Source organism: Luteococcus struthionis (assembly GCF_048595755.1).
Classification (GTDB): Bacteria; Actinomycetota; Actinomycetes; order Propionibacteriales; family Propionibacteriaceae; genus Luteococcus.
The window spans coordinates 774,641-792,575 of sequence record NZ_CP184360.1; the positions used below are offsets into that span (position 1 = coordinate 774,641).

The window sequence follows — 17,935 nt, forward strand, 5'->3', positions numbered from 1 at the left end:
AGGCATCATGCGCGGCCCACGTCATCCATGAGCTACAGTGGACAAGTTGGCCCGCCCAGTCTTGCCGCGGGCCCTCGGTGATCGGAGCCCACACTTCCCGGAAGCGCTCCGCTGGCCGCGCCGCACCGCCCCTCCTGGGCGGACCAAGCTGAGCGCGCCGCGCAAGACACCGATCTTGATTGGTAGTTCACACTTGTCTGACTTCATGACCCTGGGCGTGCCCCAGACCCTCTCCGATGCCCTCGCCCAGCGCGGCATCACCAGCCCCACCCCCATCCAGCAGGCCACCCTGCCCGACAGCCTCGCCGGCCGTGACGTCCTGGGCCGCGGCCGCACCGGCTCCGGCAAGACCTACGCCTTCCTGCTGCCGATGGTCACCCGCCTCGAGGCGTCGAAGACCCGACGGATGGCCAAGAAGCCCCGCGCCTTGATCCTGGCCCCCACCCGCGAACTGGCCGCCCAGATCGAGGAATCCCTGCTCCCGTTGGAGAAGACCTCGCAGCTGGCGAGCCTGACCATCTTCGGTGGCGTCGGCCAGAACCCGCAGGTCCGCACCCTCGCCAAGGGCGTCGACGTGCTCATCGCCTGCCCCGGCCGCCTGCTCGACCTGATGGGCCAGGGCGCGGTGGACCTGTCCGCCGTCGAGATCGCCATCCTGGACGAGGCCGACCACATGGCCGACATGGGCTTCCTGCCCATGGTCAAGCGCATCCTCGACAAGGTGCCCGGCGACGCGCAGAAGATGCTCTTCAGCGCCACCCTGGACAATGGCATCGACGTGCTGGTCAAGCGCTACCTGCACCAGCCCATCACGCATCAGGCCGACTCCGCCCAGAGCCCGGTCAGCACCATGGACCACCACATCCTCGAGGTGCACAAGGACGACAAGACCGGAGTCCTCGCAGACCTGGCCGCCGCGCCGGGCAAGACCATCCTGTTCACCCGCACCAAGCACGGCGCCAAGAAGCTCGCCAAGCAGCTTCTGGCCCGCGGCATCCCCGCTGTCGACCTGCACGGCAACCTCGCGCAGAATGCCCGCACCCGCAACATGGAGGCCTTCCACTCGGGCCGCGTCGACACCTTGGTGGCCACCGACATCGCCGCCCGCGGCATCCACGTCGACGACGTCGAGCTGGTGGTGCACGCCGACCCGCCCACCGAGCACAAGGCCTACCTGCACCGCTCGGGCCGTACCGCCCGCGCCGGCAAGGCCGGCACCGTGGTCACGATGGTGACGCCCGACCAGCGCGGCGAGGTGCGTGGCCTGATGCGCGCCGCCAAGATCAAGCCGACCGTCAGCAATGGCGAGCGCTCCGTGCTCGACGAGCTGGCCCCCGGTGAGCGCACCTTCCTCTCCCCCGCCGACGCGGAGAAGGCCGCCTACCCGCAGAGGGCGGAGCAGCAGACGGCCGGCAGCAACACCGGCGGTGGCCGGGGGCGTGGTGGCAATGGCGGTGGCCGGGGACGCAGTGGCGCCGGTCGCGGTCAGGGCGGCAATGCCCAGGCCCCCGGTGGTTCCCGCCGTGGTGGCCGGGGACGCGGTGGCGATTCCGCCAGCCGTCCCGATTCCCGTCGCGATCCCGCTCGCCCCGCCGAGGGTGGCCGCAGCGAGGGTCGCCGTCGCGCCGTGCCGTCGCGCCGCGGAGGCTCGGCAGGGACCAGCTCCGCTGGTTCGACCGGTGGCGTCGCCGCCTTCTCCGCCAGTTCCGGGCGCCGCGGCCGCCGTTGACCGTTCGGCATCCTGCCGACGCGCGAGCGCGACCGAACCCCCGGCTGGCTAGCCTTGCCGGCATGCCCATCCGCTTCGGTCATCGCTTGGTGCTGTTCGTCTTCTCGGTCTCCACACTGCTCGCGGGCTTGCCTTGGGGTCTGCTGCCCTGGGTGGCCCGCGAGCCGATCTTCGAGCCGGGGCCCTTCCTGTCGATCACGCTGGGCTGGGCGCTCGGGTGGGTCTGCCTGGCTGCCCTCCTGGTTCCCGTCCTGTCGTCGCCCGGGGCACGACTGGCCACCGTCCGATACACCGTGACGGATACGGCGACCTTCAGTCTGTTGTGGCTGGCGATGGGGCTGCTGGTCGCCTGCGTCGAGGGTGATCTTTCCGCCGTCCACATTGCCATCTACCTGGCGGGGTGCGTGGCCTGCTGCGCGGCCTACTGGTGGGCGCATGATGGTTGCTGCAGGTGGCGTCGCCGCACGGCGCTGGAACGCCACCGTGCCCGCGACCGGTGGGAGGTGGTGCCAGGGCAGGTCACGGAAGCGGCCGGTTTGCCACGCCTTCCCCATGACATCGTCCAGGTCACCTACCAACCCTCGGGGCGCCAGCCGATGACCGTACGTACGGTGGGCCAGGTGGGTTTCGTGCGTCAAGTGCTGGTGACCTACGACCGTCACTCCCCCGGCAGGGTGCACGACGTAGTCGTCGGGACCCTCTCCTGAAGACACGCGGCCTGAAGACACGCGGCCTGGCCCGGCCGCCCACACAAACAAGGTGCTCCCTCCCCGTCGTGGGGAGGGAGCACCTTGTTGGCCTCGACAGGCTCGGCCGCCGGATGTGAGGAACGGGCCCGGCCGTCGGATGTGAGGAACGGGCCCGGCCGACGGATGCGCGGGACGGACCCGGCCGCAGGCCTCAGCGTTCGGCCACCTTGGCCTCGAAGAGGTCATCGGACAGGCCGTAGGCGTAGTGCAGGATCTCCACCGGGTGCACGGTGTTCACACCGGATCCCTTGCGGATCTGCCAACGGCAGGTCTCGGTGTCACAGGCGCCCACACCATGGTCGTGCTTCTTCATGTGCTCGAAGACCGGCTTGCCCACGGCCTGGGCCACCTCGTACTTCTCCTTCTTCAGGCCATAGGTACCGGCGATGCCGCAGCACGGCTGGCCGGACTCCTGCACCGTCACGCCGGGGATCAGCTCCAGCAGGTGCATGGCCGGCATGCCCATGCCCTGGCTCTTCACCTGGCAGGGCTGGTGGTAGGGGATCTCGATGTCCATCCGGCGGAAATCCAGCGGCAGCTCACCGGCGTCGGCCAGCTCCAGCAGGAACTCGCTGATGTCACGCGCTCGGGTGCCGACGTCGCGCAGCTCCTCCGCGTCGACGCCCATGATCTCGTGCGCCTCGTGCTTCAGCATGCCGACGCAGGAACCCGACGAGCTGATGATCGTGAGGTCCTTGCCGGCGCTCTGCAGCTGACGGCACAGCTTGAGCACGTGCTTGGTGGCCTGCTCGAACAGACCATTGGACTGTTCGGCCAGCCCACAGCAGCCCTGCTTGGGCACCAGCACCTCGTAACCCAGGAATTCGAGCAGCTCGATGGACTTCTTGCTGGTCTCCACCTCGAAGTAGCTGCCGGCGCAGCCGGTGAAGAAGACCACCGGGCCCCGGGTGGCCGGGGTGGTGCGCGCGGGGCGCTTCCTGAGCCACATGCGCAGGGTCTCGAAGTGTGCCTCCGGCATCGGGGCGTCGCGATGCACCCCCACGACCTTCTCGATCACGGTGCGCACCGGCTTCATCCCCAGCGCCGCATTGGCCACCGGCGCCAGCGGGCTCATCACCATGCCCTCGAGGGTGGTCTGGGTCATCAGCCGGTCACGCACCGGCATCTTGTCCTTCTTCATCACCGCACGAGCCTGCGAGTTCAGCTCCGCGATCTTGACTCCCTGCGGGCAGCTCAGGGTGCAGATGCCACAGCTGGAGCAGTAGTCGAGCGACTGGTCGACACTGTCGCCATGCCGGAAACGTTCGGCCTGCGGTCCGACGAACTTGGGGCCGCTGAACAGCGGCGTCACCCGGGCCACCGGGCAGGCCGTCTCGCAGATGGTGCACTTGACGCAGTGGTCAAGGCTCGCGCGGGCCACCTCATCCGTGGCGTGCTCCATGGCCGACTTGGCGGCCTCGCGCTGGTCGACCGGGGCGATCAGGACGTCGGTCGGCCCGGGCGCCAGGCGGGAGAGGCGCTCTGCCGTCGAGCCCTGTGTCCCTTCGACAGGCTCAGGGAGCGTGGTGTCCGGCTCAGGGACCGTGGTGTCCGGCCCGGGAACCGTGTTCTTGGGCTGATCGGTCATCAGTTCTTCTCCTTCGCGCTGGCGAGGATCGCGTCCACGGCCCTCATCGCGCTGCCAAGGGCGATGCCTTCGCCCGACTTCTCGCTCCATCGCTGGGCGCCCGCGAGGATGCCGCCGCAGGCGTAGAGGTTGGGATGGACGACGGTGTCATCGTCGCCGACGACCCGCATCCGGTCGTCGACGGCCAGCCCGGCCTTGAACAGGGGCTGGTCACCGCCCCAGTAGTCACCGTGCACCATGTCGGAGATCTTCCCGCCACGCACCGGCAGCCCGAAGATCGACTCGTGCAGCTCGTTGTGGCTGTCCAATGTGAGTGCCCCCGACTCGAATCCACCGGTGGCCAGCACGAAGGCGTCGGCGGTGTACTCCTGCTCGTGGCCGGTGCCCTTGATGGTGACGCCCTTGACCACGCCGTCCTCGACGCGGGCGCGAATCACCTTGGTGCCGTTGACCAGCCGGACGCGGAGCCGGGTCGCCAGCTCCATCAGGGCGCCGTTCTGGCGGAAACCGGGCACCGACGGTGGCGGCAGCGGGATCTCGAAGACGGGAGCGCCGACGATCTCCTGGATCTCCTGCCAAGCCGCGACGTCCAGGCCGAGCACCGCGGGCAGTCCGACGCTCTCACCCTCGCGCACCAGGGGCTTCACCAGCTCGGCGAAGCGGCGGCGGGTGGCCGGGTCGTCCAGAGCGCGAGCCATGGTCAGGCCGCTGGGATCGTTCTCACCTTCGCGTGCCTGGAAGCTGATGTGCTCGAAGCGTGCCTCGACGCGGCCGCCACCGGGCAGGTCGGTGCGGGCCAGGTTCTCGGCCACCAACTGCGGGTAGAAGTCCTTGAGCTGTCGGATGCCGACGATGACGAACTTCTTGCCCGGCTCGCAGGCACCGGCTGCCATCGACGGCGGCACCAGGGCCGTGGGTCGCAGGGCGCCGACGGCGGTCGGGTAGAGGGAATTGGTGTGCATGTCGCCCACCAACTGCCCCTGCCCCAGCGTCTCGGCCAGCCACCGCACGCCGTGTTCGACGTCCTGGCGTTCCAGGACGCCGTACGGGTGACCGGGGTGGTCGGCGGCGAAGCTCTCGAGCTGCCGCAGCGGGTGCTGGACCCGTTCCGGTCCATAACCCAGGATGTCGACGGTTCCCTGGCCCAGCTGGAGCCCACCGATTCCCTTGGTGAGCAGGGTCACGGCCAGCCCTTCCTGGCGCAGCCGGAGGGCCGCGGTCAGGCCGGCGAGGCCCGCTCCAATGACGATGACGTCGCTCACTTCGCGACCTCGCTCTCGTTCGTGGCCTCGACAAGCTCGGCCGTCGTGTCGGGATCCGGCTGGGTGTGGGGTACGGCGTACTGGTCCGGCCCCTCACCGGGGATCAGCGGCCCGCTGCCCGACGGCGGCAGGTGCTCGATGTCCAGCGTGCCCTTGAAGATCCAGTTGTCCAGCGCGGTCTGGCGCACCTGGTCGCCGTAGAGGATGGGCCACAGGCCCGTCCAGCGGTTCTTGAGGAACAGGCGCAGCTGTTCGGTGGCCTCGTCGACGGTGCTGTGGCCGTGTTCCAGGGCGATCCCCGCGGCGCGGGTGGAACAGAAGCCGCCCTGGCACGGCCCCATGCCCAGCCTCAGCTGGCGGCGCAGGTCGTCGAAGGTGGAATCGGGGTGCACGTCCATCAGCCCGGTGAGCTCACGACGGCTGAGCAGTTCACACTCGCAGACGATCTGGTCGTCCAGCCGGTCCTTCTCGCGCTCGGCCAGGCGATGGGTGACCAGGTAGTTCTTGCCGCTCTCGCTACCGGGAACATTCTCGGTGTCGGTGGTGCAGGGCCGGTCGTCACCCAGCTGCTGGCACATCACGTCGACGATGTTCTTGGCCATCAGGCGGTAGGTGGTCAGTTTGCCGCCGCTGATGGTGAGCAGGCCCTTCAGGCCGTCGCGCGACTCGTGGTCGATGATGCTCATGCCACGGCTCATGTGGCGCGTGTCGGTGAGGTCGACGCGGGAATCCTTCACCAGCGGGCGGGCACCACTCCAGGCGTGCACGGCGCGGGCCTGGCGGAAGCCCGGCACCAGCGCCTCGCCGGCGTCGAGCATCTGCTGCACCTCGTCACGGGGAATGGCGAGCTTGTCCGGATCGTCCACCTTCACGTCCGTGGTGCCGATGATGCACACGGTGTGCACGGGCACCAGGATGTCCCCGTCGGCCGGATGGATGCAGCGGTTGACCACCTGGTTCACCAGGCGGTGGTTCATCGCGATCATGATGCCGCGGCCGGGCACCACCTCGACGCCCTCGCACTGCGCCATCGCGGCGATCTGACCGGCCCACGGCCCTCCGGCATTGATCACGAAGTTGGTGTCGATGCGCACCTCGTCAAGGGTCTTCATGTTGGTGCAGACCACCTGGCGCACCTGGTCGCCGTCGCGCTCGATCCTGGTGACCGAGTGGTACGGCAGGACCTTCGCGCCGTGGTCGATGGCGCTGTGCGCGGCGCCCCAGACCATCTGCCAGCCGTCGACCGTGCCGTCCTGCACGGCGAAGGCTCGCTTGATGCCGGGGTTGAGGCGGGGTTCGCGCCGCAGCGCCTCGGCGACGCTGATCTCCTCGCACGGAACCCCGGTGGCACGGGCTGCGGGGGCGAACTTGTCGGCGTGCTCCTCGGTGTCCTCGGGAGTGGTGACGAACAGACCACCGGTGGCCTCGACGGCATCGGCATGGATGCGGGTGACGATCTCGTTCTCGCGGGCGCACTCGGTGGCCGAATGGGGATCGGAGACCACGTAGCGCCCACCGGAGTGGAGCAGCCCGTGGTAGCGACCCGTCGTGCCCTGCCCCAGGTCTGCCCGGTCGACCAGCACGGCGGTGTAGCCGCGCATTGCCACGTCACGGACGACGCCTGCGCCGGTGGCACCGCCACCGATCACCACCACGTCCGCCTGCAACTTCTTCATCGAAGACTCCGTTCCGCCAGGGCTCGCAGGCACCTACGCCGCGCCACCTGCCCTCACCCTAGGCAGCGGCACCGACAGTTCCGAGCCCCGGGGGGACGATCACGCCCGACGTGCACCCGACCACCACCCCAGTGCACAAACGTTCACGCCTCTAGACAGACGTGCAGCCCTCTCCTCGAAAGACCTTCCCCACCCTGCGCAGGAGCCACCTATCGTGGCCCCACAAGCCAACCGGCATCACCGATCAGCAGCCTGAGGAGTCAACGCGTATGAGGATCGCCATCCCCACCGAGGTCAAGGACAACGAGTTCCGGGTCGCCATCACGCCGGTCGGCGTGGCCGAACTGGTCGGCCACGGCCACGAGGTCCTGGTCCAGGCGGGGGCCGGTGTCGGCTCCTCGATCAGCGACGAGGAGTACGCCGCCCAGGGCGCCACCATCGTCGATTCCTGCGACGAGGTCTGGGAGCGCGCCGAGCTGGTGCTCAAGGTGAAGGAGCCCATCGCCGAGGAGTACCGGCACCTGCGCGAGGACCTCACGCTGTTCACCTACCTGCACCTGGCCGCCGACCGGCCGCTCACCGACGCGCTGCAGGCCGCCGGCACGACGGCGATTGCCTACGAGACGGTCCAGCTGCCCGACCGCAGCCTGCCCCTGCTGGTGCCGATGAGCGAGGTGGCCGGCTGCCTCGCCCCGCAGATGGGCGCCTACCACCTGACCCGCGCCGCCCAGGGCCGCGGCGTGCTGATGGGGCACGTGACCGGCGTCACGCCGGCCAAGGTGGTGGTGCTGGGCTGTGGCACCGCCGGCACCAAGGCCGCGCTGGCCGCCGCGGGGCTGGGGGCCGAGGTGACCGTGCTCGACACCGACCTGGCCAAGCTGCGTCACGTGAGCAACTTCATGAACGTGCAGACCCTGGCCTCCTCCCGGTTGACGGTGCGCGAGCAGGTGCTGCAGGCAGACCTGGTGATCGGCACGGTGCTGCTGCCCGGCTCGCGGACACCCCGGCTGGTGACCCATGAGATGGTCACGCAGATGAAGCCGGGCAGCGTGCTGGTCGACGTCGCGATTGACCAGGGCGGCTGCTTCGAGGACTCCCGCCCCACCACGCACCACGACCCGGTCTACGAGGTGGAGCAGTCGCTGTTCTACTGCGTCGGCAACATGCCCGGTGCGGTGCCCAACACCTCCACCTGGGCGCTGACCAATTCGACGCTGCCCTACGTCGTGCGGATCGCCAACCAGGGCTGGCGGCAGGCGATGCAGGCCGATCCGGCGCTGGCCAAGGGGCTCAACGTGCAGGGCGGTCGGATCGTCTACCCCGGCGTCGCGGAGGCCTTCGGCGTGGAGCACACCCCGGTGGCCGAGGTGCTCGCCGACTGATGCCGCGTGGCCAAGGGTTCACCACCTGTTGACCCCCCGCCGGTTGAGTCCTGCGCTCCGCCGGATTGAATGGGGGCATGGCAACAAGCACTGAGTCCCCCCTCATCGAGGCGATCAATCTTCGGTTGTCCCTGCTGGGCCTGCCCTTGGCCGGCAATCACTCGGATGCCGACCTGGTCACCCCGATCATCGCCCGCCAGCGCGAACTCTCGCGTCGGCTGGGCGAGCGACTGTGCGCCGCAGACCTGCGTGTGCAACGCTTCCTCGACGACTTCCTGCAGAACACCGACGTGCAGCCGCAACTGCCCAACAGCACCCTGGTGCTGGATCATCCTGGGCTGGCCCGGGCGCTGAGCCTGCCCCATGACGGGGACGAGTTCCACTCGGACCTGCTCAGTTCCTACCGTCTGGCCAATGGCGTGCTGCACAATCCCGCCAATGACCGACGCACCACCGCCGGCGTCTTCCACATCGCCGAGGGTGGCCTCCCCATCCAGGACGACAAGCTCGCCGTCCCCACCGCCGTCTTCGCCCGGCTGCTCGAGCGTGCCTTCCAGCCGCCCGAGGCCGACCTGCAGCTGCCCTTCACCGCCAACCAGGACCAGAAGGCCGCCTGCTTCGTCAGCCTGCTGATGCGCCCCCTGGTGGTTCCCGCGGTTCCCGGCTTCACACGTGAACGCACCATGGAGGTGCGCTTCATCGTCCCCGGTGGCCTGGTGTCCAATCTCGACTTCGTCGAGGGGATCTTCGGCAATGCGGGCGATCCGCACCTTCCGGAGAATGACGCCTCGCTCGACCCGGAGGGCTGGACCGGCACCACCGGCGCGGTCATCCTGGCCCCGCACCTGACCAAGGTGACCAAGAAGGAACTTGGCCTGCCGCACGTCAATGACGCCACCGAGCGCCAGAAGCGCGACGGCATGTGCTGGGAGCACGACGACGACCTCTACAACGGCGGCCAGGCCTTCAAGGTGTGCGCCCGCGACGAGCGCGGCGTCATCGTCACCGTGATCGCCGACAACTACTTCGGCTACTGCAAGAAGGAGGTCAAGACCCAGATCTCCTACTCCGCCAACCTGTTCGGCCTGGCCGAGGAGGAGCATGCCGGTGGCGCGCTGGCCTTCCCTGCCTACAACCTGGGCCAGGAGTGGACCGACACCTACACCCCGGACGACTTCAGCGTCGCCGACGTGGTGGCGCGCAACCCGGAACGCTTCGAGCAGCAGGCCGAGGGCCACGCCATCGATCGGGAGCAGCCACACCTGGTGGTGGTGCCCGGCAAGGCCAGCTACTCGATGCGCAACCAGCTGGTCAGTTGGACCAATCCCGACGGCAGCCAGGGCCAGACCCCGCTGCTGGCCGGCAAGACCTACCTGGCGCCCAATGGCTACCGGGTGCATGCCAAGCCGCGCGACGCGGACCCCACGCAGTGGCACCTGATCGGCACCTCGCCCACCTCGACGCAGCTGCACAAGCCGGCCACCGTCTCGGGTGGCGGCAAGAGCGAGATCAGCAAGAGCCTGCTGGATGCCTTCGTCTTCGGCAGCGCCTACACCGCCGATGTCGAGAAGGACCTCGACATGGTGCAGGAGCTGTTGGATCGTGACTACTCCGACCGTTTCCGCGATCCGGCCGCCGACGACCGGCGCAGCATCCTGTCCAGCGAGCGCTCCCTGGGGTCGGTGATCAAGCTGCTCACCCCGCGCTCGGAGTTCACCGACGAGTACAACGCCTGGTTGGAGACCATTCCTCCCCACGTCAGCGAGCTGGTCTTCACCGTCAAGCGGTACTACAAGCCCGAGTGGGGCACCGACTGGCGCAGCCACTTCAGCGTCGGGATCATCAATGGCCGCCAGGGCAATTCGCTGCGCCTGGACGGCGAGAAGATCATGGTGAACATGCTGCGCGTCGGCTTCCAGGCGGACGGGTCGTGGCGGCTGTTCAGCCTGCGTCCCGACTTCTCACCGGCCGCGAAGGTGCAGACCGAGGACGACATCACCGCCTCCGTGGTGGCCCCGCCCGAGGGCGGGCATGCCGATCCGGTCAGCGCCAAGTACGTCCAGAACTGTGAGCAGCTGCTCTTCCAGCGTCCCGACGATGCGATCCACCGCGGCTACGACAAGCAGACGGAGAAGGACATGGCGGGTGAGGACTCGTTCATCTCCAACTTCCATCCGCTGACCCGCGACGAGGCCCGCGAGATCGTCGCCGACGCGCCGGGGCTGAGCAAGTTCACCGAACCGATGCGCGAACGGATCATCCGCTTCGCCGAGGGCGCCGACGACGAGCACCCGCTCTTCCTGGCCGTCAGCTCCGAACCGCGCATCGTCGCCGACGGCAAGCGTTCCAAGAATCCGAGGTACCTGCAGAAGCGCCCAGACCTGACCAATCCGGAGGGCACGGCCGCGGCCACCCTCGCGACGCACCTGCAGCGCAAGAGCCCCACCGGCCAGCCGCTGCGGATGCCGGTGGACGTGGTGGCCGCGGGGCGTCGCAACAATGCGGCCGAGCCGGGCGTGCCCCCGCTGTGCGCCTACAATCCCTTGCACTACATGGAGCTGCCCGAGCTCTTCATGGAATTCATCAGCTCCATGACCGGCAAGTCGCCCTCCACGACGGGCGCGGGAAGCGAGGGCGCGATGACCAAGGCGCCCTTCAACGCCCTGCCGTCGATCATCGACCTGAATGCGGCGCTGCTGAGCTTCGCCCTCACCGAGACCGACGGCTGGCTGAGCTCTGCCGGCGTGATCGGCCCCAAGGTGCGCGTCGACCACGACATCAGCCTGCTGGTGCCGGAGATCTTCAGCCGCATGTGGCCCGAGGAGCGCAAGGCCCAGGCCCTGATCGAGGCCGGTTGCCTGGAGCGGATGACCGACTTCGAGCACGAGGGCCGGACGGTCCAGGCCAGCCGGCTGGGCTACCGGATGAACGAGCTGTTCGCGACCACCTACTTCGGACGCATCTTCCTGCATCCGGACATGGTCTTCACCGAGGAGATGCTGCGGCCCGAGCTGCAGGATGCCGACGTCTTCGCCGAGAGCGTCGACGTGATCGTCACCACGCACCAGCGGGTGGCCGAGACCTACTTCACCGACGGCACCATCAACCTGGCGATCCCGCCGCTGAAGGCGCTGCTGGAGATCATGGCCCACGGCAAGTCGAGCCAGGGATGGACGCTGGACAGCCCCGACTTCCGGGCCCTGTTCACCCGTCGCTCGATCCTGGACTCCGGCTGGTATGCACAGCGGCTCACCGCCAAGCAGTCGGCCGCGATCGCCCAGCTGAAGCAGGGCGTGGCAGACCTGGCACCCTTCGTGAAGCAGCAGGGCAATGCGAACCCGGTGCAGCGCCTGCAGCTCGACGAGCGCCTGGACGCACTGCAGCAGCACCTGACGGCGGTGCAGTCGCCCGACTACCTGAACTCGCTGAACGGCACCCTGGGGCGTCAGGTCAGCTTCGGCTGAGCACGCCCCACCCGGGCTGGCTGCCGGGCTCCGCACCTTGCCGGAGCCCGGTGGCCACCCCTGCACGCCTACCCCACGCGGCGATCGCGGCTGCTCGTCCATCACCCCACCCCGCCTCCTCGAAGGATCAGACCACCTCGTAGATTGGTCTGGGAATCAACGAGGAGATGCAATGACGCAACCGCTCGAGGCCCTCCGCCAGATGCGCGAAGAAGCGCTCAAGGGCGGCGGACCCGACAGAATCGACGCCCAGCACGCCAAGGGGAAGATGACGGCTCGCGAGCGCCTGTCCTTCCTCCTCGACGAGGCCTCCTTCCAGGAGCTCGGTGCACTGGCGACCCACAACCACACCGATTTCGGGATGGCCGACAAGCGCTTTCCCGGCGACGGTGTGATCACCGGTTTCGGCAAGGTGAACGGCCGCCGCGTGGCCGTCTTCGCGCAGGACTTCACCGTGCTGGGGGGATCCTTCAGTGAGGTGCAGGCGCAGAAGGTGAGCCGGATCCAGGACCTGGCGCTGGAATCGGGGATCCCGCTGATCGGCCTCAACGACTCGGGCGGTGCCCGCGTCCAGGAGGGTGTGCGGGCGCTGGCCGCCTATGGCGAGGTCTTCTACCGCAATGTGGCCGCCTCCGGTGTGATCCCGCAGATCAGCATGATCATGGGGCCGTGCGCCGGCGGTGCCGTCTACTCCCCCGCGCTCACCGACTTCACCGTCATGGTGGAGACCACCTCCAACATGTTCCTGACCGGCCCCGAGGTCATCAAGGCCGTCACCGGCGAGGACGTCAGCTCCGAGGACCTGGGCGGGGCCTATGTGCACAATTCCCGCTCCGGCGTGGCCCAGTTCAATGCCCGCGACGAGCAGGCGGCCATCGAGATGGTGAAGCGGCTGCTGAGCTACCTGCCGCAGAACAACACCGAGGATCCGCCCGCGATCGTCGCCTACGACTCCGCCGACCGGATGGACGAGGCACTCAACACGATCATCCCCAGCGACGAGGCGATGGCCTATGACATGCGCGACGTGCTGGAGAGCGTCTTCGACGCCGGTTCGGTGATGCAGGTGCACGAGGACTGGGCGGCCAATGCCATCTGCGCCTTCGCCCGTCTGGACGGACATTCGGTGGGCATCATCGCCAACCAGCCCACCGTGATCAGCGGTTGCCTGGACATCGACTCGTCGGACAAGATCAGCCGCCACATCCGCATCTGCGACATGTTCAACATCCCGATCATCACCTTCGTCGACTGCCCCGGCTACCTGCCGGGCGTGCAGCAGGAGTACGCGGGCGTGATCCGGCACGGCGCCAAGGTGATCTACTCCTACTGCCAGGCCACGGTCCCCAAGATGTCGGTAGTGACCCGCAAGGCCATCGGTGGCTCCTACGTGGCGCTGAGCTCCAAGCAGATGGGCAATGACGTGGCCTTCGCCTGGCCCAGCGCCCAGATCGCCGTGATGGGTCCCGACGGTGCCGCCCGGTTGCTCAACCGCCGCCAGATCCAGCAGGCCGAGGATCCGGCCGCCGAGGAGAAGCGCTTCGTCGAGGAGTACCGCGAGAAGTTCTTCAACCCCTACCGCGCGGCCGACGTCGGCCAGATCGACGAGGTCATCGAACCGTGCGAGACCCGTCCTCGCCTGATCCGTGCCCTGGAGGTGTTGCGCACCAAGGTGCAGACCAACATCCCCAAGAAGCACGGCCTCTTCCCGGTCTAGGAGTGGCGTGATGAACAACCTCTTGTGGGGTCTCGAGATGACCGTGGTGGGCATGGGGGTGGTCTTCGCCCTGCTCGCCCTGCTGATGGGGGTGCTGACACTGCTCGGCAAGCTCGACCGCCCGGACAAGCCGAAGTTGGCCATGGCCGGGGCCGCGGGCGCCGCCGTGGGCGACGACGCCTCGCCGGTGGCCGCCGTCGCCCACCGGGCCGGCAGCCCCGAGGGCGCCGGTTCTGCAGACACTGGTTCTGCAGACGTCGATGCCGAAGCACCGGACAGTGCCGAGCCCGCACCACCGGCCAGCCCCGAACCGCCGACCAGCCCCGAACCGCCGACCAGCTCGGTCCAGATCCTCACCGATGGGTTGACCGTCGACCAGGCGAGTGCCGTCGCCCTGGCCGTGATCACCCACGCCGAGGTGCGACGCCAGCAGGCCGCACCCGCCATGCGTACCCATGCGCCAGGCAGCCAGATCCACACCAGCCGGTGGGTTGCGGTGGGCCGCAGCGCGCAGAACCAGTCCTGGAACAGGAGATAGCCCCGATGCGCCGCTACACGATCTCGATCAACGGCTCCGACCATGAGGTGGACGTCGAGGAGGTGACCGCCAACACATTCCGCGTCGCCATCGCCGGCCAGAACGTGGACGTGCGCCTGCGCGACCACCAGGACCTGGCCCAGGCGATGATCACCCCTGAGATGGAGGTGGCAGACAACACCCCGTTGCCCACCCCGATCCGCACGGAGGCGGCCCCCGCCCCGGCGGTCACCACCGCACCCCCGACGGCCCGTCCCAAGGCCGCGGCCCCGGCGGGCGGTGGCGCCCCCAGCGGTGTGAACACGCTGACCGCACCGATGCCCGGCGTGGTGCTCAGCGTCAGCGCCCAGCCCGGCCAGAGCGTCAAGCGTGGCGATCCGCTGTTGGTGCTGGAGGCCATGAAGATGAAGAACGAGCTGAAGGCCACCCGCGACGGCGTCGTCGCACAGGTTCCCGCCGAGGTGGGCGCCCAGGTGGGCTTCGGTGATCCCCTGGTGGTGTTCGAATGACCATGGTCCTGATGGAGTCCACCATCGACCTGCTGCTGCGTGGCATCACCAATGTCACCTGGCAGTCGGTGGTGATGATCGCGGTGGGCTGCGTGCTCATCGCGCTGGCCGTGGTGAAGGAGTACGAACCGCTGCTGCTGTTGCCCATCGGCGCGGGCTGTCTGCTCACCAACCTGCCCCTGTCGCCCTTGGTGGGCGAGGAGGGGATGCTGACGATCCTGCGCAATGCGGGCGTCGACAACGAGTTGTTTCCGCTGCTGATCTTCATCGGCATCGGTGCCATGACCGATTTCGGGCCCTTGTTGGAGAACCCGAAGATGGTGCTGCTGGGCGCAGCCGGCCAGTTCGGCATCTTCGCGACGCTGATCCTGGCCGCCGTGGTGGGCTTCAGCCGCCCCGAGGCCGCCAGCATCGGCATCATCGGCGCGATCGACGGCCCGACGTCGATCTATGTCAGCCGCCAGTTGGCGCCGCAGTTGTTGGCGCCGATCACGGTGGCGGCCTATTCCTACATGTCGCTGGTGCCGATCATCATGCCGCCGATCATGCGGGCGCTGACCACGGAGAAGGAACGCAAGATCCGCATGCCCTACTCCCAGCGCCAGATCAGCAAGCGCACCCGCATCCTCTTCCCGATCGTGGTGACGCTGGTCGTGGGCATCCTGGTGCCCTTCGCCACGCCGCTGATCGGCATGCTGATGCTGGGCAACCTGATGCGCGAATCCGGTGTGGTGGAGCGCCTGGTGGGTGCCTCGTCCAATGAGATCGCCAACATCGTCACGCTCTTCCTGGGCCTGGCGATCGGTTCGACGATGGTGGGATCGTCCTTCCTGAAGTGGTCGACGCTGATGATCCTGGTGCTGGGCCTGATGGCCTTCTGCCTGGACACCGCCGCCGGCGTCATCTTCGGCAAGGTGCTGAACTTCTTCTCCGGGGGCAAGTTCAACCCGCTCATCGGTGCAGCCGGCATCTCGGCCTTCCCGATGGCGGCCCGCGTGGTGCAGAAGGAAGCCTCGAAGGCAGACTTCGAGAACTTCGTCCTGATGCACGCCATGGGCGCCAATGCCGCTGGTCAGGTGGCCTCCTGCGTCGCCGGTGGCGTGCTGCTGGCCCTGATGGGCACGGCCTGATTCCGTGGCCGGCCATGGGTTCGGGGGAGTTCAACAAGTGATGGAGAACTTCCCTGAACCCTCAACCAAGGGCTTGTGCCGGCCGGTGACTACTCCTACTGTCAGTGACATGAAGATGAGCGCAGAGCATCAGCAGGAGCACCAACTCCGCAAACGCGTTGCGGCACTCGCGCTGGTCGCGGTCGCGGTGGTCTTCACCGAACCCTTCCTCATCCACGAGTCCACCCCGGTGGCCCCGGTCACCGAACGGCGGTAGGACCCCAGCTCCACCAGCAGCGCCCCGGACCCCCAGCGGGTTCCGGGGCGCTGCTGCGTGCACGGCCCGACTACTTGCCGGTGTGCCACTTGCGGATGAGCCGGATCCGGGCATCCACCTGGTCGGTGGAGGCCCGGGCCAGCGGTGGCCCACCGGCCTGTCGTCGCAGCTCCGCGTGGATGTGTGAATGGGGCACCCCCCGCGAGCGCGCGTACTGGCTCACCAGTGAGTTCAGCTCCTTGCGCTTGGTCTCCAGCGCCCGGTGCAGGCTCACCTCGGGCGCCACCTTCTCCTTCTTCTCCTGCCGCTGCCGACGCATCAGCTGGCGACGCTGCCGTTCCTTGAGCAGGTCGGCCATCTGCTCGGGCTCCAGCAGACCGGGCAGGCCCAGGTAGTCGGCCTCCTCGTCGGAGCTGGGCTCGGCATTCAGCCCGAACTGCTGCGAGTCGAACATCACATGGTCGAACTGGGCGACGCTCTCCAGCGCCTCCCATTCCCCCAGCAGGTCGTCGGAGGCCTTGGCGTCCTGGTTGGCCTGCTCCACCAGCAGGTCTTCCTGGGCGAACAGGTCACCCTCGTCGGCCTTCTTCTTGCCACCCAGCACGTGGTCACGTTGCTGCTCCAGCAGGGCGGCATGGCTCAGGATGATCGGCACGGTCGGCAGGAAGACGGTGGCCACCTCACCACGGCGACGGGTACGCACGAAACGCCCCACGGCCTGCGCGAAGAAGAGCGGGGTGGAGGTGGCCGTGGCGTAGACGCCGACCGCCAGCCGCGGCACGTCGACGCCCTCGGAGACCATGCGCACCGCCACCAGCCAGCGCGCCTGCGACTGGCTGAAGTCGTCGATGCGCTTGCTGGCCCCCACCTCGTCGCTGAGCACGACGGTGGGTTTCTCCCCGGTGACCTGGTGCAGGATCCGGGCATAGGCGCGAGCCTGGGTCTGGTTGGTGGCGATCACCAGGCCCCCGGCATCGGGGACGTGGCGGCGCACCTCGGAGAGCCGGATGTCGGCCGCCTTGAGCACCGACTGGATCCACTCGCCCTTGGGGTCGAGTGCCGTGCGCCAGGCGTGGGCGGTGAGGTCCTTGGTGAGGGCCTCACCCAGATTGGCGCCCAGCACCTCGCCGGCCTTGGTGCGCCAGCGCATCGGGCCGCCGTAGGCCATGAAGACCACCGGACGCACGACATTGTCCCGCAGCGCCTCGGCGTAGCCGTAGGTGTAGTCGGCGCGCGACTGCTTGGCGCCGCTGGGCAGCTCCTCGTAGGTGACGAAGGGGATGGGGCTCTCGTCGGAACGGAAGGGGGTACCGGTCAGGGCCAAGCGCCGGGTGGCCGGGATGAAGGCCTCCTGGATGGCATCACCCCAGCTGAGGCTGTCGCCGGCGTGGTGCACCTCGTCGAGGATGACCAGGGTCTTGAAGTTCTCGGTTCGGGTTCGGTAGTGGTTCACCCGCGCCGCGACACCGGCATAGGTGACCGCGATGCCGTCGAACTCCTTGCTGCGTCCGCGCGTCGAACCCCCCAGACCGGGGTCGATGTTGATGCCGACGCGGTGCGCGGCCTCGGCCCACTGCACCTTGAGGTGCTCCGTGGGGGCCACGACGATGATGCGGGTGATGATGCGCCGATGCAGCAGCTCGGCCGCGACGCGCAGCGCGAAGGTGGTCTTGCCGGCGCCGGGGGTGGCCACGGCGAGGAAGTCTCGCGGGGCCTCGCCCAGGTAGCGGTCGAGCGCCTCCTGCTGCCAGGCGCGCAGGCTGCTGGCGGTTCCCCACGGAGCACGCCCGGGCCAGGCGGGAGAGATGTGCTCGAAGGCCGAGCTGCTCACTGGTGATCACCTGCCGTGGGGGCCACGGTGGGGGCGGCCGGGGTGGGGAAGCTGATGCACATGGGAGTCCGAGGCTACCCGAGGTTGCCGAGAGCCCGGGCCTC

At 68.4% G+C, this 17,935-nt stretch carries 13 protein-coding genes; 9 read left to right on the forward strand and 4 right to left on the reverse strand.

Annotation, left to right across the window (positions count from 1 at the left end):
- Positions 1–205: 205 nt before the first annotated feature.
- Together ACOAMO_RS03615 and ACOAMO_RS03620 are read left to right on the forward strand one after the other, a co-directional pair.
- Positions 206–1,729: a DEAD/DEAH box helicase gene (locus ACOAMO_RS03615; protein WP_420176228.1), complete on the forward strand. Its 1,524-nt coding sequence runs from the start codon at positions 206–208 to the stop codon at positions 1,727–1,729.
- 62 nt (positions 1,730–1,791) lie between these two features.
- Positions 1,792–2,436, forward strand: coding sequence for a hypothetical protein (locus ACOAMO_RS03620; protein ID WP_420176229.1), 645 nt, complete (start codon positions 1,792–1,794; stop codon positions 2,434–2,436).
- Positions 2,437–2,629: 193 nt separating this feature from the next.
- Here the strand turns inward: ACOAMO_RS03620 and ACOAMO_RS03625 are convergent, their stop codons facing one another.
- The 3 genes from ACOAMO_RS03625 to glpA form a co-directional block, all read right to left on the reverse strand.
- Complete coding sequence (locus tag ACOAMO_RS03625) at positions 2,630–3,880, reverse strand: anaerobic glycerol-3-phosphate dehydrogenase subunit C (protein ID WP_420176960.1); 1,251 nt, start codon at positions 3,878–3,880, stop codon at positions 2,630–2,632.
- 185 nt (positions 3,881–4,065) lie between these two features.
- Entirely contained in the window at positions 4,066–5,328 is a 1,263-nt protein-coding gene (glpB, locus tag ACOAMO_RS03630; protein WP_420176230.1) for a glycerol-3-phosphate dehydrogenase subunit GlpB, read from the reverse strand.
- The gene (gene glpA / locus ACOAMO_RS03635) at positions 5,325–7,004 is read right to left on the reverse strand and encodes an anaerobic glycerol-3-phosphate dehydrogenase subunit GlpA (RefSeq protein WP_420176231.1); all 1,680 of its coding nucleotides are present in this window, start codon (positions 7,002–7,004) and stop codon (positions 5,325–5,327) included. The genes glpB and glpA overlap by 4 nt, the downstream gene beginning before the upstream one ends.
- Before the next feature lie 269 nt (positions 7,005–7,273).
- Here glpA and ald point away from each other — a divergent pair, with 269 nt between their 5' ends.
- The 7 genes from ald (at position 7,274) to ACOAMO_RS03670 (ending at position 16,000) form a co-directional block, all read left to right on the forward strand.
- Positions 7,274–8,386, forward strand: coding sequence for an alanine dehydrogenase (ald, locus tag ACOAMO_RS03640; protein ID WP_420176232.1), 1,113 nt, complete (start codon positions 7,274–7,276; stop codon positions 8,384–8,386).
- Between the two features lie 77 nt (positions 8,387–8,463).
- Entirely contained in the window at positions 8,464–11,850 is a 3,387-nt protein-coding gene (locus ACOAMO_RS03645) for a hypothetical protein (protein WP_420176233.1), read from the forward strand.
- A gap of 172 nt (positions 11,851–12,022) precedes the next feature.
- A complete protein-coding gene (locus tag ACOAMO_RS03650) occupies positions 12,023–13,567 on the forward strand; it encodes an acyl-CoA carboxylase subunit beta (RefSeq protein WP_420176234.1) in 1,545 nt (514 codons plus the stop codon).
- 10 nt (positions 13,568–13,577) lie between these two features.
- Positions 13,578–14,105: an OadG family transporter subunit gene (locus ACOAMO_RS03655; protein ID WP_420176235.1), complete on the forward strand. Its 528-nt coding sequence runs from the start codon at positions 13,578–13,580 to the stop codon at positions 14,103–14,105.
- Between the two features lie 5 nt (positions 14,106–14,110).
- Positions 14,111–14,614 (forward strand): biotin/lipoyl-containing protein, encoded by a 504-nt coding sequence (locus tag ACOAMO_RS03660; protein WP_420176236.1) that lies wholly within the window; start codon positions 14,111–14,113, stop codon positions 14,612–14,614.
- Complete coding sequence (locus ACOAMO_RS03665; protein WP_420176237.1) at positions 14,611–15,744, forward strand: sodium ion-translocating decarboxylase subunit beta; 1,134 nt, start codon at positions 14,611–14,613, stop codon at positions 15,742–15,744. Before ACOAMO_RS03660 ends, ACOAMO_RS03665 begins: the two co-directional genes overlap by 4 nt.
- 109 nt (positions 15,745–15,853) lie before the next feature.
- Positions 15,854–16,000 carry a hypothetical protein gene (locus tag ACOAMO_RS03670; protein WP_420176238.1) on the forward strand — a complete coding sequence of 49 codons (147 nt, stop codon included), beginning with the start codon at positions 15,854–15,856 and terminating at the stop codon, positions 15,998–16,000.
- A 70-nt stretch (positions 16,001–16,070) separates the two neighbouring features.
- On the opposite strand, the gene ACOAMO_RS03675 is transcribed toward ACOAMO_RS03670, so the two are convergent.
- Positions 16,071–17,831: a DEAD/DEAH box helicase gene (locus ACOAMO_RS03675; RefSeq protein ID WP_420176239.1), complete on the reverse strand. Its 1,761-nt coding sequence runs from the start codon at positions 17,829–17,831 to the stop codon at positions 16,071–16,073.
- Positions 17,832–17,935: the final 104 nt, after the last annotated feature.